Annotated in this window: 20 protein-coding genes and 1 tRNA gene; 7 read left to right on the plus strand and 14 right to left on the minus strand. The window is 39.8% G+C overall.

Going from position 1 to position 20032, the window contains the following annotated elements:
* Nucleotides 1-55: 55 nt before the first annotated feature.
* The 6 genes from ACSFVZ_RS02350 to seqA form a co-directional block, all read right to left on the minus strand.
* A complete protein-coding gene (locus ACSFVZ_RS02350) occupies nucleotides 56-1627 on the minus strand; it encodes a dihydrolipoyllysine-residue acetyltransferase (protein WP_435557999.1) in 1572 nt (523 codons plus the stop codon).
* Nucleotides 1628-1635: 8 nt separating this feature from the next.
* Nucleotides 1636-2613, minus strand: a complete 978-nt coding sequence (locus ACSFVZ_RS02355) for an alpha-ketoacid dehydrogenase subunit beta (protein ID WP_135924411.1) — start codon at nucleotides 2611-2613, stop codon at nucleotides 1636-1638.
* Nucleotides 2613-3827 (minus strand): thiamine pyrophosphate-dependent dehydrogenase E1 component subunit alpha, encoded by a 1215-nt coding sequence (locus ACSFVZ_RS02360; RefSeq protein WP_435558000.1) that lies wholly within the window; start codon nucleotides 3825-3827, stop codon nucleotides 2613-2615. The genes ACSFVZ_RS02355 and ACSFVZ_RS02360 overlap by 1 nt, the downstream gene beginning before the upstream one ends.
* 270 nt (nucleotides 3828-4097) lie before the next feature.
* Nucleotides 4098-5153: a succinylglutamate desuccinylase gene (gene astE, locus ACSFVZ_RS02365; RefSeq protein WP_435558001.1), complete on the minus strand. Its 1056-nt coding sequence runs from the start codon at nucleotides 5151-5153 to the stop codon at nucleotides 4098-4100.
* Nucleotides 5154-5232: 79 nt separating this feature from the next.
* Nucleotides 5233-6870, minus strand: a complete 1638-nt coding sequence (gene pgm, locus ACSFVZ_RS02370; RefSeq protein ID WP_435558002.1) for a phosphoglucomutase (alpha-D-glucose-1,6-bisphosphate-dependent) — start codon at nucleotides 6868-6870, stop codon at nucleotides 5233-5235.
* A gap of 16 nt (nucleotides 6871-6886) precedes the next feature.
* Nucleotides 6887-7483 (minus strand): replication initiation negative regulator SeqA, encoded by a 597-nt coding sequence (gene seqA / locus ACSFVZ_RS02375; RefSeq protein WP_435558003.1) that lies wholly within the window; start codon nucleotides 7481-7483, stop codon nucleotides 6887-6889.
* 131 nt (nucleotides 7484-7614) lie between these two features.
* On the opposite strand from seqA, the gene ACSFVZ_RS02380 reads away from it, so the two are divergent.
* The 5 genes from ACSFVZ_RS02380 to fur all read left to right on the plus strand — a co-directional run bounded on the left by ACSFVZ_RS02380 (nucleotide 7615) and on the right by fur (nucleotide 10155).
* On the plus strand, nucleotides 7615-8379 hold the full coding sequence (locus tag ACSFVZ_RS02380; protein WP_435558004.1) for an alpha/beta fold hydrolase: 765 nt from the start codon (nucleotides 7615-7617) through the stop codon (nucleotides 8377-8379).
* A 98-nt stretch (nucleotides 8380-8477) separates the two neighbouring features.
* On the plus strand, nucleotides 8478-8699 hold the full coding sequence (locus ACSFVZ_RS02385; protein ID WP_062569139.1) for a DUF2788 domain-containing protein: 222 nt from the start codon (nucleotides 8478-8480) through the stop codon (nucleotides 8697-8699).
* Between the two features lie 2 nt (nucleotides 8700-8701).
* Nucleotides 8702-8980 carry a LexA regulated protein gene (gene ybfE / locus ACSFVZ_RS02390; protein WP_004586673.1) on the plus strand — a complete coding sequence of 93 codons (279 nt, stop codon included), beginning with the start codon at nucleotides 8702-8704 and terminating at the stop codon, nucleotides 8978-8980.
* Between the two features lie 14 nt (nucleotides 8981-8994).
* On the plus strand, nucleotides 8995-9522 hold the full coding sequence (gene fldA / locus ACSFVZ_RS02395) for a flavodoxin FldA (RefSeq protein WP_135924405.1): 528 nt from the start codon (nucleotides 8995-8997) through the stop codon (nucleotides 9520-9522).
* Between the two features lie 189 nt (nucleotides 9523-9711).
* Complete coding sequence (fur, locus tag ACSFVZ_RS02400) at nucleotides 9712-10155, plus strand: ferric iron uptake transcriptional regulator (protein ID WP_135924404.1); 444 nt, start codon at nucleotides 9712-9714, stop codon at nucleotides 10153-10155.
* Nucleotides 10156-10222: 67 nt separating this feature from the next.
* Here the strand turns inward: fur and bamJ are convergent, their stop codons facing one another.
* The 7 genes from bamJ to ACSFVZ_RS02435 form a co-directional block, all read right to left on the minus strand.
* Complete coding sequence (bamJ, locus tag ACSFVZ_RS02405; protein ID WP_135924403.1) at nucleotides 10223-10840, minus strand: BamJ family beta-barrel-assembly machinery protein; 618 nt, start codon at nucleotides 10838-10840, stop codon at nucleotides 10223-10225.
* 72 nt (nucleotides 10841-10912) lie between these two features.
* Nucleotides 10913-11311: a hypothetical protein gene (locus ACSFVZ_RS02410; protein WP_135924402.1), complete on the minus strand. Its 399-nt coding sequence runs from the start codon at nucleotides 11309-11311 to the stop codon at nucleotides 10913-10915.
* Nucleotides 11312-11363: 52 nt separating this feature from the next.
* Nucleotides 11364-11454, minus strand: a tRNA-Ser gene (locus ACSFVZ_RS02415).
* A 74-nt stretch (nucleotides 11455-11528) separates the two neighbouring features.
* Entirely contained in the window at nucleotides 11529-11906 is a 378-nt protein-coding gene (locus tag ACSFVZ_RS02420) for a hypothetical protein (protein WP_435558005.1), read from the minus strand.
* Nucleotides 11907-12104: 198 nt separating this feature from the next.
* Nucleotides 12105-12653 carry an NAD(P)H nitroreductase gene (locus ACSFVZ_RS02425; RefSeq protein ID WP_435558006.1) on the minus strand — a complete coding sequence of 183 codons (549 nt, stop codon included), beginning with the start codon at nucleotides 12651-12653 and terminating at the stop codon, nucleotides 12105-12107.
* A gap of 63 nt (nucleotides 12654-12716) precedes the next feature.
* A complete protein-coding gene (locus tag ACSFVZ_RS02430) occupies nucleotides 12717-13427 on the minus strand; it encodes an HvfX family Cu-binding RiPP maturation protein (RefSeq protein ID WP_435558007.1) in 711 nt (236 codons plus the stop codon).
* Between the two features lie 61 nt (nucleotides 13428-13488).
* On the minus strand, nucleotides 13489-15450 hold the full coding sequence (locus tag ACSFVZ_RS02435) for an oxidoreductase (RefSeq protein WP_435558008.1): 1962 nt from the start codon (nucleotides 15448-15450) through the stop codon (nucleotides 13489-13491).
* Between the two features lie 198 nt (nucleotides 15451-15648).
* Between ACSFVZ_RS02435 and sppA the strand changes: the two genes are divergently transcribed.
* Both sppA and ansA read left to right on the plus strand, forming a co-directional pair.
* A complete protein-coding gene (gene sppA / locus ACSFVZ_RS02440; protein WP_138556893.1) occupies nucleotides 15649-17514 on the plus strand; it encodes a signal peptide peptidase SppA in 1866 nt (621 codons plus the stop codon).
* 59 nt (nucleotides 17515-17573) lie between these two features.
* Complete coding sequence (ansA, locus tag ACSFVZ_RS02445) at nucleotides 17574-18584, plus strand: asparaginase (RefSeq protein WP_135924396.1); 1011 nt, start codon at nucleotides 17574-17576, stop codon at nucleotides 18582-18584.
* A 40-nt stretch (nucleotides 18585-18624) separates the two neighbouring features.
* Here ansA and gnd read toward each other — a convergent pair whose 3' ends face one another.
* Nucleotides 18625-19998: an NADP-dependent phosphogluconate dehydrogenase gene (gnd, locus tag ACSFVZ_RS02450; RefSeq protein WP_435558009.1), complete on the minus strand. Its 1374-nt coding sequence runs from the start codon at nucleotides 19996-19998 to the stop codon at nucleotides 18625-18627.
* Between the last annotated feature and the right edge of the window lie 34 nt (nucleotides 19999-20032).

Raw genomic sequence — 20032 nt, forward strand, 5'->3', positions numbered from 1 at the left:
TTTGCTTTAGATAATAAAAAACCAGCCGAGGCTGGTTTTTTAATGCTTGCTAATGTTAGCTCATCGCCATCATCATTTTTGCAGGATCTTCTAAGTATGACTTCCACAAATTGTTGAAGCGGGCAATCGTTCCGCCATCAATCACGCGGTGGTCGCCAGACCAACTTACTTGCATAATAGCAGCTGAAATTACATTACCTTGTGCATCAAAACGAGGTAAATGCTGCAGTTTACCTAAAGCAACAATCGCTACTTCAGGTTTATTGATGATCGGGGTTGCAATTGTGCCGCCAATCGCACCAATGTTAGAAATGCTAATAGTGCCGCCTTTCAAATCATCTGGTGAAACACGACCATCACGTGCCGCTTCAGTTAAACGAGTAACCTCATTTGCAACATCTACAATGCTCTTTGACTGACATGATTTAATGTTTGGCACGAGTAAACCAATCTTAGAATCAACCGCCATACCGATGTTATGATCATCAAAGTAAGTCAGCTCACTGCAATCATCATTAACTTGTGAGTTAAGTACTGGGAATTGCTTAATAGCTAATGACAGCGCTTTAATAAAGAACGGCATCATAGTGAGCTTAACGCCCTGTTGCTTATACTGCTCTTTTAACTCGCTGCGCATTGCAATTAGTTTAGTCAGGTCGATTTCATCACAGAATGTAAAGTGAGGAATTGTCGAAACTGAGGCAACCATTTGCTTAGCCATTGCGGCTTTAATGCCTTTAATTGGCTCAACACGACTACCACCAGACACTGCTGTTAGAGTTGCCGCTGGTTCTGCCGCTTTTGGCGCAGCTTGTTGTTGTGTTTCTTGGCTTGGTGTTTCGTTTAAGAAATCTTCGATATCTTGTTTATAAATCCGGCCATTTTTACCAGAGCCTGGTACTTGCGTTAAATCAACATCTAGTTCGCGGGCTTTACGACGAACAGCAGGTGAAGCAACTGCTTTTTTGTTAAGTTGTTTAGTTGCGCTAGATGCAGGTGCTGGCTTTTCTGCAGATTTAGTCACTGCATTTGTTTGTGCTTTAACTACCGCAGAGCTTACATCAGGCTCTGCGCTTTGGCCCGCAATGCTCATTTGAAATAATGGGCTATGAACCGCTGCAATATCACCTTTTTGGTAATAAAGCTTTTTCACTTTACCTGTGTATTTAGCCGGAATTTGCACCAATGCTTTGTCTGTCATTACATCACACACAGCTTGGTCTTCAACGATTTCATCGCCTTTACTCACTAACCACTCAACAATTTCACACTCAACGATACCTTCACCGATATCTGGCAAAATGAAATCTTCTAAGTGCTCACCAGTCTCAGATGGTGCTTCAGTAGCCGCTGGAGCTTGAGCTTCTTCGCTTTGTGTTGGTGCTTCGCCATCAACATCCATTGCAAATAATGGCGCATGGACTTTCGCAATATCACCTTTGGCATAATATAGCTTGCTGATCACACCATCATGGACAGCTGGAATTTGCACAAGCGCTTTGTCGGTCATCACATCACAAATAGGCTGGTCTTCTTTTACAGCATCGCCCTCTGCAACTAACCACTCTACAATTTCACACTCTACGATGCCTTCGCCGATATCTGGCAAGATAAAATCTTTAGACATACTGACTCCTAAAACTCAACTGATTGCTTAATCGCAGCAAGCACTTTTAGTGCATCTGGCACATATTCTTTTTCAAGTGCTAATGGATATGGCGTATCTAGGCCACACACGCGAGCAATTGGCGACTCAAGGTGTAAGAAACACTCTTGTTGAATTGTTGCAACGATTTCAGCCCCAAAACCATTAGTGATTGGTGCTTCGTGGCTAACGACTAAACGACCTGTTTTAGTCACTGATTTAGCGATTGTCTCAACATCCCAAGGTAAAATAGTACGTAAGTCGATAACTTCACAACTAATACCTTGTTCAGCTGCTTTTTTAGCCGCATCTTCAACGATTTCCATCTGCGCGCCCCAAGCAAGCAAAGTGACATCAGTGCCTTCTTGCACAACTTCAGCTTTGCCAAGTTCGATGCTGTAATCTTCTTCTGGTACTTCGCCCGTTGATGCACGGTATAAACGTTTTGGCTCAAAGAAAATAACAGGGTTATCATCTTTGATTGATGCACGAAGTAAGCCTTTTGCTTGATAAGGATTACGTGGCACAACTAACTTCAAACCCGGTGTATGAGCAAAATAGGCTTCTGGTGATTGTGAGTGATATAAACCACCTGCGATACCACCGCCATACGGAGTACGAATTGTTAGATTGCCTACATTAAATTCATTACCACTGCGGTAACGGAATTTAGCTGATTCATTCACGATTTGGTCAAATGCAGGGAAAATATAATCAGCAAATTGAATTTCAGCTAAAGCAGGTGCACCAAACGCCGCTAAACCATTAGCAAAACCTAAAATACCTTGCTCAGTTAACGGTGTATTAAATACACGGTGCTTACCATATTTTTCTTGTAAGCCCGATGTTGCACGGAATACACCACCAAAATAACCAACGTCTTCACCAAAAATACATGCATTTGGATGCTCTGCCATGGTGATATCAAGGGCAGAGTTAATTGCATGAAGCATGTTCATTTTAGCCATTACTTTAATCTCCCAGCAGTTGTTGGATAAGCATCAGGATGCTGCAAAATGTGCTCTTTTAATTGTTCGTATTGTTTTTGCAGTGATGGGATTGGCTTATCATAAACATCAGAAATGAGATCTTCTAATGCTGGTTTTGCTACTTTTTCAGCACGCTTAAGCGCTGCTAAAATTTCTTCACGAATTGTTTCTTTGTCTTTTGCGTCTTGCGCTTCGTCTAACCAACCTTGTTTTAGTAACCAGTTACGGAAACGTTCGATTGGACAGCCTTTGTGTTTAGCTTCTTCGTCTTTGCTGCGGTAGCCGCTTGGGTCGTCACTCGTTGAATGAGCCCCTAAACGATAAGCGATTGATTCAATTAAAACTGGCTCACCATGTTTAGTGGCAATTTCACGTGCTTTTTTAGTTGCAGCATAAACTGCAAGGGCATCAGCACCATCAACACGGATTGTTTTAATACCATAACCGACACCACGAGAAGCAATACCATCCCCTTTAAATTGCTCATCAGCAGGGGTTGAAATCGCATAGCCATTATTACGAGCAAAAAAGATAACTGGCGCTTTGTGAACAGCAGCCATATTCAAGCCCGCATGAAAATCACCTTCTGAGGCTGCACCCTCACCAAAATAACAAATGGTGATGTTATCAATTGTGCTGTTTAACTCACCTGTTTGTGGGTCAATATGGCGAACTTTTTGACCATACGCATAACCTGTTGCTTGCGGAATTTGCGTACCAAGTGGTGATGAAATTGTCATGTAGTTAAGTTCGCGTGAGCCATAGTGAATTGGCATTTGGCGACCTTTACCCAAATCTTTTTCGTTTGAAAACATTTGGTTCATGAATTGGTCAAGTGTAAAACCTCGGTATCGCAAAGCGGCTTGTTCACGGTATTGGGCCATGATCATATCGTTTTGGTCAAGCGCTGCTGCTGATGCGGTTACAGCCGCTTCTTCACCTAAACATTGCATGTAAAAGCTTACACGACCCTGACGCTGTGCTGCTTGCATACGTTCATCAAGTGCTCGAATAAAACGCATTGTCTCGTATAAACGGATTGCGGTTGCTTTGTCGATATCGGGTGCGGTGGCACCTTCATGAATGTCGCCTTCCTCATTAAGAATACTTAATGTAGGGATCGTTAATGCGTGACCATCAATAAATGACAGATCATGATTAATGTTTAGCGATACGTTATTTGGATTACTCATAACCTACCTTCTTTCGTTGTCAGAAACCTACGCCACTGCCCTTATTTGTGTTTATTATCAGCATTTGCTGTAAGGATAAAGTTTGCGCAATATTCAATCTAATTAAATTAAACTGCCGTCACTTTACGTTAACGTAAGTTGTTATTCAACTAATCATAGACGAATAGATGAGAAATGGCTAAAAACGCATGGAAAGTTAACTATACAACAAAATAAACTCTTTATAGTCATATAGTTAACTTAATATAGATGGGTTTTAATGCAGAGATTTTAAATAAAGTTGCTATCAACTTGCATTGGGATAACGGTAAGCAAAGCACGCTGACCTAAGGCTACATCAGCGTTTGGGAAGATAATAGCTTCACCCTCTACCTCCGCTTCATATCTGGTCTGACCATCAATTGCCAATAATTCACCCTTTGCGAAACCGGTGAAGTTTTCTACATCATCAGCAAATGGGAAGCTAAAGTCTTCACACGTACGGTTTATTGTTCTATAAACTGAAAACAACTCAAAATCATCTGCATTAAATTCTTTATAATCCACCTTTTCTTGACTAATTAATGCAGTTAAAGTTTGTTTGGTTTTCTCGAAGTGGCTCATGTCGTTTTCACCAAATGGCTTTACTTGACCAAGCTCTACCGTAAATGAATCAGCACCATGTACAAACGACGAGTAGTAACTAAACGTTGTTGCCGCTGATTTCATCATTAATACTGTGTTTACACCACAGCTGAGTAAAAATTGCAGCTGTGATTTTTTCCACGGTTTTCCATGTAAGAATGGGTATACAGCAAACTTTTCATTTTTAGAGCCACGAATTGCAGTATGAAGGTCATAATGAAAACGCTCACTGTTGTGGTTGCCTCTTTGGAAAAAATCAGAAACAACATCCTCAAGCTGCTTTGCACGAACTCGCTCAGGGTTTGAAGCAATACCTTCTACAGTATGGTGACCGTTAAACAGGCGGTTTAGGTTTTCATCTACAAAGCGCTTACCGATATTAATCGACTTTGGATTACCAAAAATAAACAGCACACGCTGCTTAAGCGGTAGTTGTTCTTTAATAATTGCTCTAATTAATTGGTCACAAATTTCAATTGGCGCCGTTTCGTTACCATGTATCGCACTTGAAAGAACAATATCTTTGTTTGTTTGCTGATTTGGTTGAAATTCAATGATGCCCGTATCATGAACTGTCACAGCAGTGCCATTCTCAAGGGTGAATGCACAAGGCTCAAGTGAAAATTCATTGTTACGGGTTAAGGTTAAAAAGTCGCCATTGTTTTTTAATTCGTCAAGATATGAAGGAATTGAATAGCTCATTGTCCTATCCTAAAAATACGTGAGAGTAGAATACAAAAATGGCTGAGAATCTCAGCCGTTTTAAAAGATAAAAATGAAATTAGCTAATTACTGAATCAACCAGTTTTTTCGCTTCTTTTTCTAGTAACGCTAGATGTTCTTCACCTTTGAATGATTCTAGGTAAATTTTATAGATATCTTCTGTGCCTGATGGGCGAGCAGCAAACCAACCATTTTCGGTAACAACCTTTAAACCACCAATAGCAGCATTATTGCCAGGTGCATGAGTTAGTTTTTGTGTAATAGCATCACCCGCTAAGGTACTGGCAGTTACATCATCTGCTGATAACGCTTTTAGACGCGCTTTTTGCTGTGCATTAGCTGGGGCATCAATACGTTTATAGATAGGTGCACCAAACTCTTGCTCAAGTTCTTTGTATAGCTGTGAAGGTGTTTTACCCGTTACTGCTAATATCTCAGCAGCTAGTAAACCTAAGATAAAACCGTCTTTGTCGGTGTTCCACACCGTACCATCGAAGCGCAAGAATGACGCCCCTGCACTTTCTTCGCCACCAAAAGCAAGTGTCCCCTTGCTTAAGCCTTCAACAAACCATTTAAAGCCTACTGGTACTTCTTTTACTTCACGGTTATTACGTGCAACCACTTTATCAATCATGCCGCTAGATACGAGCGTTTTACCAATTGCAACATCGTTTGACCATTCACGGTTATTTAGTAAGTAGTCAATTGCAACCGCTAAAAAATGATTTGGATTCATTAGACCATCAGGTGTAACAATGCCGTGACGGTCATAATCAGGGTCGTTACCAATACCAATATCGTAGTCATCTTTTAATGCAATAAGATTAGTCATTGCATAGGGAGATGAACAATCCATACGGATTTTACCGTCTTTATCCAAAGGCATGAACGAGAATGTTGGATCAACAGACTTATTTACGACCGTTAAGTCTAAATTATATTTTTCGGCAATCACTGGCCAGAAGTTGATACCAGAGCCACCGAGTGGATCCACACCAATTTTGATTTTTGCATCGCTAATAGCTTTTAAATTAACGATGTTCGCTAAGTCATCGACATAAGGTGTTATTAAATCTTGGTATTTGATAAAGCCAGAACGTGATGCTTTAGCAAACGGAAATAACTCTACAGCAACTAAATCTTCAAGCAGTAATTGATTTGCTCTATCTTCAATCCATTTAGTAACGTCAGTATCAGCAGGACCGCCATTCGGTGGATTATATTTAAAACCACCATCTTCGGGCGGGTTGTGTGACGGAGTTACAACAATACCATCGGCCAATTCATTTGGATTTTCTTTATTATGACAAACAACTGCGTGGCTGATCACTGGGGTTGGCGTATAGTCGTTATTCTCTTGAGTAATTACTTGCACTTCATTCGCAACCAACACTTCAATTGCTGAATTAAAAGCAGCTTCACTTAAAGCATGCGTATCTTTGCCAAGAAACAGAGGTCCAAAAATGTTATTTTCTTTACGATAATCACAAATTGCTTGAGTGATCGCTAATATATGCGATTCATTAAATTTTACATCGAATGAACAACCGCGGTGACCAGACGTACCAAAAGCAACGCAATGCTCTGGGTTTTGTTCAAGATCAGGTTCATTTAAGTAATAAGCAGAGATCAGTTTTGGAACATTTACTAAGCTCTGTTGTGGCGCAGGTTTCCCTGCCTCTGGATGAATCGCCATATTATTTCCTTACCTATTATAAGTAATCACGAATTTTTTCTGCTTCGTCCGCACTATAGCCTAGGCTTAAGGCCACTTCATGAAGCATCATTTTTTTTCTGGTTGTATTTGAATTAGTCATCACCCAATACTCTGTATCGGTGATATTTTTTGGATTCATACTACTGCCACTTTCAAGCAACGCCTCTTTACTTGTTGCAAAATAGACGCGGTCACGGCCTTTAATTTCTAGAACGTTCGCAAAATCTGCTTTGTGTGTTCTGTAAAGCGCAGCCAAGATAAATAAGAAACGACCAACAACACCTTTTTGCATTGCCAGTTCTTCTTTGTTTAACACATTAAACACATTACCTTTGACTTGTTGCGCTGTTGTGACAGTTTCGACTTGTTCAGGTTCATCGTGTTTAGGGGCTGGTTCTTGATCTATTGCTTGTTCAGGTTCAACAACTGGAGATTCTTGTTCAGTTTTGCTAGTTGCTGTTTCAACGGGCGCTAAGGTGCCATCAGAAAGGTTTAATAAACGACGTAAAATAGTGGAAGCGCTCTCACCAATACTTTGCGTGTTGCTAGCTATGTATTGATATAACTCGTCGTCTATGTCAATTTTTTTCATGTTATTCCTGTCTTTACGGGTCACATTATAAAAGTTCTCGATGATTATACCTAAGCTCGCAGTAATTCTCTATGTTTTGCAATTTGTTATTTCGCTAGGCAAAATACTGCCATTAAAATTAGGAGTTGAAAATGCTATTAAACTACCAACAAATGGGTCAAGGTTCAGACGTTGTGTTGATCCATGGTTTGTTTGGCTCGTTAGAAAACCTCAATGTAATCGCAAAAGCCTTAGCTGAAAATTACCGCGTAACGAATATCGATTTACGAAATCATGGTAAATCATTCCACAGCCATACCATGAATTATCATGCTATGGCTCAAGATGTCAGTGAGTTACTTGAACACTTGAACATTAATAAAGCTCACATCATTGGTCATTCAATGGGCGGTAAAGTTGCTATGCAATTAGCCCTTAATCACCCAGCGCTAATCAATAAACTAGTGGTGTTAGATATCTCTCCTGTTGCTAATAACCCTCGTCACAGTGCTATTTTCGCAGGCCTGAATGAAGTAGCCGAGTCGAATGTTGCTGACAGGAAAGCCGCTGATGAAGTCCTTGCAAAGCACATAGATGAAGTGGGTGTACGCCAGTTTTTATTAAAGAGCTTTGCAAAGAACGATCAAGGCCACTACCAATGGCGCTTTAATTTAGCGGTTATATATCAGCAATATGAAAATATTTTAGCTCAAGTTGATGAAAATGATTCTTGTTTATGTGATACTTTGTTCATCAAAGGTAATGATTCAGACTACATTTTAGCTGAGCACCGCCCTGCAATTATGGCGTTATTTCCTAATGCTAAAGCAAAAATAATTCATGGCGCTGGTCATTGGTTACACGCACAAAAACCGCTTGCCGTAAATAAAGCAATTAGCGATTTTTTAGCCACATAAAAGACAGATAAATTTCGCTGTTTTTGATCGTGCGCACTAAATTATTATGAATTTGTGTGGTATAGTACGCGCCGTTTATTTTGAAGGTTTATACGTTGATGGTCAGTCAGTTAATTAACGAATTTGATACCTTAGGGTTGTATTTTGGCTTAGCCGGCATTTTCTTTTTTATTGGAATGGCAATTCAAGACGTCCTTAAAAAAGGTGATGTACCAAAATTTGGCCGATACATCGTTTGGTTAGTGCTATTCTTAGGCTGTTCTGGGTTTATAGCTAAAGGTCTTATTCAAGTCTTTTGGCAAGGCGCAGGTGTGGGCTAGATATGGCAAAATCAGAAACAGATAGAACAACACCCGATTTATTTGAATACGAGAAACGTCCAGGTAGACCTAAAACAAATCCCCTACCTCGCGACATGCAATTAAAAGTAAATAAACGTAATCAAATAAAGCGAGATAAAGCACGTGGTTTAAAGCGTGTAGAATTTAAGGTTTCATCACAGTTATATCAGGCATTAAGCGATATGGCAGATGCGCAGAATATTAGCCGTAGCGCGTTGATTGAAACAATTTTACAAGAAAGATTGGCTATTGATAGATAGAAGGTTTTAAATCCATGTCAAGCGTAGGTATTTTTTTCGGAAGCGACACAGGTAATACTGAACACGTAGCTAAAATGATTCAAAAAGAATTAGGTAAAAAGCTAGTCGCGGTTCATGACATTGCAAAAAGTTCTAAAGAAGAGATTGCTGAATTCGATTTATTGTTATTCGGTATTCCAACTTGGTACTACGGTGAAGCGCAATGTGACTGGGATGATTTTTTCCCTGAATTAGAAGAAGTAGACTTCGAAGGTAAACTGGTTGCAATTTTCGGTTGTGGTGACCAAGAAGACTATGCTGAATACTTTTTAGATGCAATGGGTATGATCAATGACATCGTTACTGAGCGTGGCGCGATTGTAGTAGGTCACTGGTCAACTGATGGCTATGACTTCGAAGCATCAAAAGCATTAATTGATGACAAAACGTTTGTTGGCTTAGGGATTGACGAAGATCGTCAACCTGAACTGACAGAGCAACGTGTAAAAGACTGGTGCGCTCAAGTTTATGAAGAGATGTGTTTAGCGGAACTTGCTGATTAATAACAAGTACTACTCGCATTTACTAGCTGATGTAAAGATGCACAACCAGTTCGTTTTCGTCTAAAAAAACAGCAATCAAACGAATTGTTCTTTGCACTTAGTAACTAGGCACGTTATTCTAACAGTTGCTAATGTGTCGTGTGCATCTTAATGATGCCTAGTATAACTAAATAAATTGAGACAGATTGAATGACTGATCACAACTTGGAACTAAAAAAAGCAGGGTTAAAAGTAACTTTGCCGCGTATTAAAATTTTAGAGATTCTACAATCTCCAGACAATCAACACATCAGCGCTGAAGATGTCTATAAAATTCTATTAGACAAAGGCGAAGAGATTGGTCTTGCAACTGTCTACCGTGTACTTAACCAATTTGATGATGCAGGTATTGTATCTCGCCACCACTTCGAAGGCGGCAAGTCAGTATTTGAATTATCAGGTAGCACTCACCATGACCACCTCGTTTGTCTTAAATGCGGCAAGGTTGTTGAATTTGAAGATGATTTAATCGAACGTCGTCAAGAAGAGATTGCTACAGAAAATGGCATTAAATTAACTAACCACTCTCTTTACCTTTATGGTGAGTGTGAGGACAAAGTTAAGTGTAAAGAATACGCTGAGTCAAATAGTTAATTAGCTGTTTATTTCAGACATAAAAAAACCTGCTTAAAGCAGGTTTTTTTATACCTATTAAAATCAATTAGATGATTTCTAATAGCTCAACATCAAAGATTAGTGTTGAGAAAGGTGCGATTGCAGCACCAGCACCACGCTCACCATAAGCAAGCTCATGCGGTACGTATAAACGCCATTTTGAACCAGTACCCATCATTTGTACTGCTTCAGTCCAACCTTTGATAACGCCACCCACTGGGAATTCGGCTGGTTGACCACGCTCATAAGAGCTATCAAATACCGTACCATTGATAAGTGTACCATGGTAATGCGCACGAATTGTTGAATCTACAGTTGGTTTCTCACCATTGCCTTCAGTAAGCACTTCGTATTGAAGACCTGACTCAGTTACTGTTACTTCAGGACGTTTTGCATTTTCTTCTAAGAAGGCAATACCTTCAGCAGCAAGTACTTTAGCTTCTTCTTCGCGGCGAGCTTGGATTTCAGCATTGATCTTTTCAAAGGCAGCTTGAATTGCTGGGATTTCAACTTGGAAATCATTACCAGTGTATGCGTCTTTCATACCTTCAAATACAGAGTTTAAGTTTAAACCTTCAAAAGGGTTTGCTTTTAATTGCTCACCCATTTGTAAACCAATACCGTAACTTGCTTTTTCAGCGTCTGTTGTAAAATTATCTGACATGTTTAAATTCACGTTTATTTAGTTAAAAGACGTGCCCATACTAACATAAAAAAACAACGAATATCGCTTAGTTTATTGCGTTTGCTCAGTGTTTAAACTAATTCGTTGCTTTATTTTCTCAATGACTAATGTTGCAACCGGTAAACTTATCACCATAGCCAAAATAAAATATGTATCTTTTAAACTCGCCTGCCCCATTAATATTAATGGCACTACGACAAGCCCAACTACAGCGATAAATATTGCCGCAATAACAGGCCAATGTTTGTCGTACTTACCAATTAAATGACCTACGAGTACATTGAAACCAATGCCATACGCAATTGATGATAACAATCCGTAATCTGGTTGTGCATCATGAGCCATAGCAACAAGTACATTAATGCCACTATGATAAAAATAAGAGAAGATACACCAAAGTAAAACATGCTTTATCATTCTTATAGGTGTAGAAGGTGTGCTTGCTGACATTATTTATCTCCAGATAGCAAAAAACCGCCCTGTAGGCGGTTTTTTTAAATAATGGTGGAGAGATAGGGATTTGAACCCTAGAGGGGCTACAAACCCCTGCCGGTTTTCAAGACCGGTGCATTCGACCACTCTGCCATCTCTCCGTACGGCGCGCATAATATTAGTTACCGTGGTCGATGTAAAGCCTTAATTGTAAAAAAACAATAAAAACTCATATTTAGTAATACTGTTTAGGTCGACGCGCAATCATTGAGCAGACAAAACAGACAAGTAAACTGATAAGAGCAAACCCTGCCCCCTGAACAATAACGTCTATTTTGTTTAGATTGTTATTCGGTACTATCACTAATAAAAATGCGGGTAAGCAGGTTAAGGTCAATACATAACAACAAACTTTAAAAGCGCGACCAAAATCAAACCGCTTAGTACTGTGCATCCACCACGTAAGTAACAACAAAAACCCAATAGCAGATAAGCCAAGAAATTGTGGCGCTCTAGTTGAGATAGCCACAAAGAAAGTGACGGCAGCACCTATAATGCCCCATATTGACCAAGCGAACCAATTTTCTTTTTCTCGTAAAAATAAGTTTCCCATTGTCCTCGTCTTCTTTATCGTTATTTTTTAAGACTATCCCTACGTTAACAAAAAACAACCGATTAAAAAACACACTGAAGAATAATTATTTTGTTTTTTGCATCCTAATAATTCTTACACTGCAGCCTAAATTAATTAAACTAACACATGCAAGCTTAATAGCATCTGACTGCATAAATATAAAAAAGTTCCTAATTTTTAAAGTCTCTCAAAAAAAGTATTTGGTTTATGCCTAATAGGCTTTTTAATATCAACTTCAGGAGTACCTAAATATAAGAAGCCAACTATCTCGTCATCAATTTTACAATTTAAAGCTTTTTTGACTGATTCACTTTGAGCAAAATAGCCTGTGCGCCAAATTCCACCTAATCCTTGGGCAAAAGCGGCCTGCTGCATGGCAAGCACTGCACAACCAGCACTTTGAACTTGTTCAATACGTGGCACTTTAGGGTTTTCTTTTACATCAGCAATGGCAATGATAATCATAGGGGCGCGAAGTGGTAGTTCTTTTGCACGATTAACCGTGCGCTCATCTTGATTTTCAGCAACTGCAGCTTGATGATAAATATCACCTAATCTATGCCGAGCATCGCCTTCAACAACAATAAAACGCCAAGGAGCAAGGCAACCATGATCCGGTACTTTTATTGCAGCTCTTTGAATAATCTCAAGCTGTTCTTCTGATGGACCCGGAGCAATAAGACGTGGATCTGATTGTCGAGTTTGTAAAAGAGTTAAAGCGTCCATTTAATTCCTATTAAAACATTAATACAGCGCCTCATTTTATAAAGGCATTAAAGTTCTAGCTTATCATTTATATTCACTTGCAATAAAGAGCTTAGTGCGATTTCTAACAAGCCAATAATCGAGGCTAAAATAGCGACCTCCCCCCGAAAAAAATAAGCTTAGTAGCATCACGAAATAGATCGCTGAAAACTCGATACCATTATTTAAAATTACAGGTTTCCCTTTCGCATAAAGGTATTCCGTATAACCATGAGTCTCTAATAACTCGCGCATTTTAGTTAATCTCTCACCCGCTTCTTTTGAATTGATCAAACTGGCTTCACTTGCAGGAATTGCAAGCCAACTGAGGACTCTTGCAGGGCTGGTACTCGCATCTGTTGGGGTAACGGCAAACCAGCCATTACTTGCGTGTACAGTCGTTGCAGCAACAAGCATAGTTATCATTAAGGGGATTGCTACTAAACGTGTGAACAGACCAAATAACAGCAAAATTCCGCCTAAAAACTCTGTCCATGCTGCTAAAAAGGCCAGTACAGAGGGCATTGGTAGGCCTAAGCCCCATTCACTATTGCCAAACCAAGCGACGATATCATCAGAGGCTAAAAAGTATTGATAAAAATGGGTAACATCACCGCTTAAGGCAAGTTTATTAAAGCCGGCAATGATCATCACTGGGGCTAAGATTAAGCGAATAAATAGGCTGGGTAGTCCATCTAAAAACTGAAGTTTAGTTAAGATGCGTTGGTAAAGAGGTAATAAGTGTGTGATCAACATTGCGGTCTCGTGACTAATTAGATTAATCACACAGACCGCGGGTTTTCTAGTTTACTTTCAATTAAATTTTACGGGCGACTTGTAGAGCTTCAAAAATCGCACGTTTCGCATCAATAGCGGCAGCTAGTTTGGCTCCACCAATAACGTGAACTTTGGCGTTTTCTGTTTGTTTTTCGAATGTTTCTGTATTTGAAACCTGACCAATACAAGCAATCACAGTATCAACATCTAAGATTTGCTCTTCACCTTTAACAGTAATTTTCAAACCTTGGTTGTCAAAGCTAAGGTACTGACACTCAGCAATTTGTTTTACACCATGCTGTTTAGCAACTTGACGATGGATCCAACCCGTTGTTTTACCCAGTTCACTACCAAAACGCCCTGCACTTCGCTTAAGCATGTATATTTGGCGGTTATCTTTTTCAGGTGCAGCATCACATTCAATACCCCATTGAGTTTTGAATTGCTCAATAGTTTGCCCTTTGTGTTCACTTAAAAAGGCAACCATATCAAAACCAATACCGCCGGCACCTAGAATCGCTATTTTGTTACCGAGCTCTACCTCACCGCGGATCACTTCATCATAGGCAAACACACGCTTGCCATCGTTACATTCAATTTTTGCTTCACGAGGTCTAACACCTGTTGCAAACACAACATCATCGTATTGGTTAAGCATGTTTTCTGTAAATTCAGTGCCTAGCTTTAAATCAACATTTAAGCGTTTTAACTCATTAGTAAAGTAATTAAGAGTATGGTTAAAGTCTTCCTTACCAGGTACTTGCATTGCTAAATTAAATTGACCGCCCATCTGCTCTTTACGCTCAATTAGAGTCACTTTATGACCTTTTTCTGCTAAATAGCAACTAGCAGCCAGACCAGCGGGGCCTGCACCAACAACAAGCACTAAACGAGAAGATGACGCTTTTTCAAGGCTATAGTCTAATTCAAAAGCAGCCTGTGGGTTAACTAAGCAAGTCGCACGTTTGTTTTTAAATACATGGTCTAAACAACCCTGATTACAGCCAATACAGATATTGATTTGCTCTGACTTGTTATTTACGTATTTATTAAAAAACTCAGGATCCGCTAATAAAGGACGTGCCATCGAAATTAGATCAGATTCACCCGCTTCTAAAATACCATTGGCTATTTCAGGTGTATTAATGCGGTTTACTGCGATTACCGGTACCGATACTGTATCTTTTAAACGTTTTGATGCCTCTTTAAAGGCGCCTGGTGGTACCATGCTTGCTATTGTTGGAACACGTGCTTCGTGCCAACCAATCCCCGTGTTAAAGATATCAACGCCCGCTTTTTCAAGTGCAAGCGCTTGCTGTTTAACTTCTTCAGGTGTCGAGCCGTTTGGGATCAGATCCATTACAGATAAACGAAATACTATAATAAATTTTTCACTTACTTTAGCGCGTACAGCTTTTACAATATCAATAGCTAAACGCATACGATTTTCAAGGCTACCTCCATAACTATCCGTACGTTTATTAGTATGGTTAGCCATGAACTCATTAATCAAATAGCCTTCAGATCCCATTATTTCAACACCATCGTAACCTGCTTTTTCAGCTAGTTTTGCTGAGTTTGCAAAGTCTTTAATAGTCTTTTTAATTGAGCCTAACGACATTTCTTTAGGTTTATAAGGATTTATAGGTGCTTGAATAGCACTTGGTGCTTGATTAAATGGATGATATGCATAACGGCCAGCATGTAATAATTGTAAGCAAATTTTTCCGCCATGTTGATGCACTGCATCCGTATATGCGCGATGTTTAATCACATCATAAAACGAGTTAAACGTTGAGGCGAAAGGTGATAGCTTACCTCGTAAATTTGGACTGTAACCACCAGTTATAATTAATCCAGTGCCACCCTTTGCACGTGCTTCATAAAATGCGCGCAAGCGTTTACGGTTGTGCCATCCCTCTTCTAAGCCGGTATGCATTGATCCCATAACCAAACGGTTACGAAGTTCGGTATGCTGTAATTGTAATTTTTGTTCTAACATTGTGTGCCCCGTTAACTGGTCGAACCTCTACTTGAAATAGATTCTGCGGTAATAACTTAGAATAATCAACTTTTCGCTAGTAAATATTCTGTAGCAAATTGTCTTTTTAAACACTCTGTTACTATTTAACAGTTAAATTTAAAGTTAATCTAAGCTAAGATGAGTCATTACAAAGCTGTATTGAATTAAGGATTTATTTTGCTAGCAAAGATATTTAAAGGCATTTGGACTGGGATTAACTTCTCCCGCCGTTTAGTCCTAAACATTTTATTTTTATTACTAGTAATACTCTTTTTCGTTGCAATAACAGGTGAAGAAGACAAAGTAAAAGTAGCAGACGGAACTGTGTTGCGCCTCAACTTAAATGGCCCAATAGTTGAAGAAAAAACTTACGTTGATCCTGTAGAAGCTGCGATTAATGACGCAACTATGGGTAAAGAAGCACCATCAGAAATTTTACTTGATGATGTAATCGAAGTTATCAACGAAGCAACCAATGATGATCGCATCACTGTAATGCTACTTGACCTACAAAAAATGCCTAGTGCACACATCAATAAACTTAAGCAAATTACTAAGGCTATTGATGAGTTTAAAGCGGCTGGTAAACAAGTTATTGCTACAGGCTATTATTACACTCAAGCACAATATTATATTGCAGCTCATGCTGACGAAATCTCAATGCATCCATACGGTGGTGTGAGTATCGAAGGCTATGGCATGTTCCCTCTTTACTTTAAAGAAGCATTAGAAAAGCTAAAAGTAACACAGCATATTTTCCGTGTTGGTACTTATAAATCAGCAGTCGAGCCATTTATTCGCAATGACATGTCTGATGCAGCTAAAGAAGCGAACAGCGTTTGGTTAACAGCACTTTGGAATGAATATAAAACAGATGTTGCTGCAAGCCGCCCATTCGATGAAAGCAATTTTGATGAAGATATGGATGTGTATTTAGCTAAAATGCAGGCCGTTGACGGTAACTCTGGTCAGTACGCTTTGAACAATCAATGGGTTGATTCTTTAAAAACATCACAGCAAATTCGCCAACAACTGATTGAATTAGTCGGTGCAGAAGAAACCGGTAAAACCTTTAAGCAAGTCAGTTTCCGTGAATATCTATCATTGGTAAAACCACCTGTTGAATTTGACAACCCAATCACTGAAAAAGTAGCGGTTGTTGTTGCTAAAGGCACTATTGTCGATGGCGAACGTAAAGCCGGTGAAATCGGTGGTGATTCTACAGCTGCCCTACTTCGTAAAGCTCGTTTAGATGACAAAGTAAAAGCAGTGGTATTACGTATAGATTCAGGCGGCGGCAGTATGTTCGCATCTGAAGTTATTCGAGCTGAAGTTTTAGCTCTGAAGGCTGCTGGTAAACCGGTTATTGCTTCTATGAGCTCGGTAGCAGCATCGGGTGGTTACTGGATTGCCTCTGCCGCCAATGAAATTTGGGCTGCACCTAGCACAATCACAGGTTCAATTGGTGTGTTTGGTACGTTCATGACATTTGAAAATACTATGGCTGAACTGGGTATTTATTCAGATGGTGTTGCGACAACAGATCTTGCAGGCTTCTCAATTGCGCGACCGCTTGATGAGAAAATGGCAGATATTATCCAACTAAGTGTTGAAAATGCATATAAACGCTTTTTAGATGTTGTGGCTGAAGCGCGCAATATGACACCTGAACAAGTAGATAAAATTGCTCAAGGTCGTGTATGGATTGCAACACAAGCAAAAGAGCTTGGTTTAGTTGATAAACTGGGTGACAAGCAAGATGCAATTGAAGCTGCCGCTGAACTAGCTAAACTTAAGCATTATGATGTTAAAACCATCAAACAATCGCTTACACCGCAAGAGCAAATGCTTCAAGATATCTTTGGTACAGCAGCAGTTAAAAGCTTCTTTGCTAAGTCTGATTCATCACAATCAGTATTGGCTACACAAGCTAATTTACAGAGCCTGATCAAGCAACTAAGTAGTGAAATTGACAATCTTAAAGATTACAACGATCCACAAGGCGTATACGCTCGTTGTTTGGTGTGTAATGTAATTCAATAAGTTACTTAGCAATTCAATTTTAGGTATACTAGGCCCAGTTATTTAACTGGGCCTTTTTTATGAAACGTAAACGTATATATATCGCCTACACAGGTGGTACCATCGGGATGAAAAAATCGAGCCGAGGCTATGTACCGGCTGAAGGTTTTTTAACCGAAACTGTGGTCAATAATGCAGAATTTAATCGTGACGAAATGCCTTTGTTTGATATTCACGAATATTGTCCACTGATTGATTCTTCAGATATGTCACCTGCCCACTGGCAACTAATTGCTGACGATATTAAGAGTAAATACCAAGACTATGATGGCTTTGTGGTTCTGCACGGTACAGATACTATGGCTTATACCGCTTCTGCCCTGTCATTTATGTTCGAGAACCTGACAAAACCTGTGATTGTCACAGGCTCGCAAATTCCGCTTTCGCAGCTTCGTTCTGATGGCCAAGTCAACTTACTCAATGCAATGTATTTAGCAGCTAATTACCCGATTGCTGAAGTAAGCCTATTCTTCAATAACCAATTATTCCGTGGTAACCGTGCAACAAAAGCCCATGCTGATGGCTTTGATGCATTTGCCTCTCCGAATCTTGAACCTTTAGCATTGTCAGGAATTAATATTCAACTTATCAAAGGCCAGTTAAGTCCTTACGTTGATAATGCACTGCAAGTTTCCAATATTACTCCACAGCCTATTGGCGTACTTTACTTATATCCGGGTATCAGCCCTGAAGTGGTAAAAAGTTTAGTAAACGACAATATAAAGGCCTTGGTGCTCTTGAGTTTTGGTGTGGGTAATGCGCCACAAGACTCTGCATTTATAGATATTCTGAATGATGCAAGTAAGCGCGGTATGGTGATTGTTAATTTAACGCAATGTTTAAAAGGCCAAGTGAATATGGGCGGCTATGCCACAGGGAATGCTTTGCTTAATTGCGGTGTTATTAGCGGCTATGATATGACATTAGAAGCCTGTTTGACCAAGTTGCACTACTTATTTAGTCAAAAACTTGAAGTAGAAACAATTCGACACTTGATGCAAGATAACCTTCGCGGCGAGTTAAGCCGTTAAAAAAAGGCACCAATTGGTGCCTTTTTTAGTTTTTTGATGATTAACGAACTTTTTCGTCAATCTCAACTAAGTCAGTTAAATGGCATATTTCACCGCTGTGGGTTTTAATGCCATGTTCACCAAAGTAATCTCGTTGTGCTTGCACAAGGTGACCATTGCTTGGTGTCGTTAACGTCGCAATGTAAGTTTGCGTAGCTGTTAATACAGGGAAAGCAAGACCAGACGCAACCGCTGCACCTGTCACTTTACGTAAAGCCGCTGACTCACGCTGCATAGAATCAATAAATTCTACACCTTCAGCAACGTTGTCTAAGTAATCAGCACGGATAATACAACCTGCGCGCCATGTTTGTAGCGTTTTAGAAAGATCAACTTTCCACTGATGAGCGCGTGACGCACCTTTGATAAGTGCTAAACCTTGACGATAAGCAAGTAAACTTGCCAGAGTGAATGCATCTTTTAGCTCAGCTAAGTCTAAATCAACTGTGTCAGTTGCTTTAGCAGCGTAAGTCATTTCTTTAGCAGCATGCGTATCACAAGTATTTGTTAAGTGACGTGCTTGAACAGCTGCCACTAATGATGGTACAGCAATACCAAGCTCTAGCGCATTTTGCGCAGTCCATAAACCAGTGCCTTTAGCGCCAACCTTGTTGTCGATTAAATCAACTAGCGGTTCACCTTCTGTTGTTTCGAGGCTCAAGATATGGCTTGAGATTGACAGTAAGTAGCTATTTAATGTGCCTTCAGACCATTCATTAAAAATGTCAGCAACTTCTTTTGGTGAACGATTCGTGCCTAAACGCAATAATTGATACATTTCTGCAATTAATTGCATTAACGCATATTCGATACCGTTATGAACCATTTTCACAAAGTGACCACTTGCAGATTGGCCTACACGAGCAAAGCATGACTCACCTTTATAGCTTGCAGCTACTTTTTCAAACCACGGCTCAACACGCTCCCAGCCGCCTTCTGAACCACTTGCCATCATAGCTGGGCCGTGACGAGCACCTTCGGCACCGCCAGAAATACCCATAGTGGCAAATTCAAATTTGTTTTGATATTTAAGTTTACGGCTTATGCCGTCTTTATAGTTACTATTGCCGCAATCTACGATAATGTCATCACTGTCAACGCCTGCTTCTGCAAGCTCTGTACATACTTTATCAACCAATTCACCAGCAGGAACTAAAAGTAGAATCGAACGAGGCGGCTCTAAGCGTCTAACCATATCATTTAAATCAGACACAATATGTAAACGGTCTGCCAAACCTAGTGCTTTCGCACAGCTTAGTAACTCGGCACCCGCATCTGGGTTTTTATCATAAGCTACTAATGTCAGCCCTTTTTCAATCAGGTTGAGGGCAAGATTTTTACCCATAACGCCTAACCCTACTAATGCAACTTGCATTTAGTGTCCTCCTCGGTAACAACTATTGGTTAGT

Origin of the sequence: Pseudoalteromonas nanhaiensis (assembly GCF_051235485.1) — a bacterium.
Classification (GTDB): domain Bacteria; phylum Pseudomonadota; class Gammaproteobacteria; order Enterobacterales; family Alteromonadaceae; genus Pseudoalteromonas; species Pseudoalteromonas lipolytica_C.

What these genes read in the sequence shown, in the direction of transcription:
- ACSFVZ_RS02350 (WP_435557999.1), bottom strand. Translation starts at nt 1,627, where the DNA reads ATGTCTAAAGATTTTATCTTGCCAGATATCGGCGAAGGCATCGTAGAG.
- ACSFVZ_RS02355 (WP_135924411.1), bottom strand. Translation starts at nt 2,613, where the DNA reads ATGGCTAAAATGAACATGCTTCATGCAATTAACTCTGCCCTTGATATC.
- ACSFVZ_RS02360 (WP_435558000.1), bottom strand. Translation starts at nt 3,827, where the DNA reads ATGAGTAATCCAAATAACGTATCGCTAAACATTAATCATGATCTGTCA.
- astE (WP_435558001.1), bottom strand. Translation starts at nt 5,153, where the DNA reads ATGAGCTATTCAATTCCTTCATATCTTGACGAATTAAAAAACAATGGC.
- pgm (WP_435558002.1), bottom strand. Translation starts at nt 6,870, where the DNA reads ATGGCGATTCATCCAGAGGCAGGGAAACCTGCGCCACAACAGAGCTTA.
- seqA (WP_435558003.1), bottom strand. Translation starts at nt 7,483, where the DNA reads ATGAAAAAAATTGACATAGACGACGAGTTATATCAATACATAGCTAGC.
- ACSFVZ_RS02380 (WP_435558004.1), top strand. Translation starts at nt 7,615, where the DNA reads ATGCTATTAAACTACCAACAAATGGGTCAAGGTTCAGACGTTGTGTTG.
- ACSFVZ_RS02385 (WP_062569139.1), top strand. Translation starts at nt 8,478, where the DNA reads ATGGTCAGTCAGTTAATTAACGAATTTGATACCTTAGGGTTGTATTTT.
- ybfE (WP_004586673.1), top strand. Translation starts at nt 8,702, where the DNA reads ATGGCAAAATCAGAAACAGATAGAACAACACCCGATTTATTTGAATAC.
- fldA (WP_135924405.1), top strand. Translation starts at nt 8,995, where the DNA reads ATGTCAAGCGTAGGTATTTTTTTCGGAAGCGACACAGGTAATACTGAA.
- fur (WP_135924404.1), top strand. Translation starts at nt 9,712, where the DNA reads ATGACTGATCACAACTTGGAACTAAAAAAAGCAGGGTTAAAAGTAACT.
- bamJ (WP_135924403.1), bottom strand. Translation starts at nt 10,840, where the DNA reads ATGTCAGATAATTTTACAACAGACGCTGAAAAAGCAAGTTACGGTATT.
- ACSFVZ_RS02410 (WP_135924402.1), bottom strand. Translation starts at nt 11,311, where the DNA reads ATGTCAGCAAGCACACCTTCTACACCTATAAGAATGATAAAGCATGTT.
- ACSFVZ_RS02420 (WP_435558005.1), bottom strand. Translation starts at nt 11,906, where the DNA reads ATGGGAAACTTATTTTTACGAGAAAAAGAAAATTGGTTCGCTTGGTCA.
- ACSFVZ_RS02425 (WP_435558006.1), bottom strand. Translation starts at nt 12,653, where the DNA reads ATGGACGCTTTAACTCTTTTACAAACTCGACAATCAGATCCACGTCTT.
- ACSFVZ_RS02430 (WP_435558007.1), bottom strand. Translation starts at nt 13,427, where the DNA reads ATGTTGATCACACACTTATTACCTCTTTACCAACGCATCTTAACTAAA.
- ACSFVZ_RS02435 (WP_435558008.1), bottom strand. Translation starts at nt 15,450, where the DNA reads ATGTTAGAACAAAAATTACAATTACAGCATACCGAACTTCGTAACCGT.
- ansA (WP_135924396.1), top strand. Translation starts at nt 17,574, where the DNA reads ATGAAACGTAAACGTATATATATCGCCTACACAGGTGGTACCATCGGG.
- gnd (WP_435558009.1), bottom strand. Translation starts at nt 19,998, where the DNA reads ATGCAAGTTGCATTAGTAGGGTTAGGCGTTATGGGTAAAAATCTTGCC.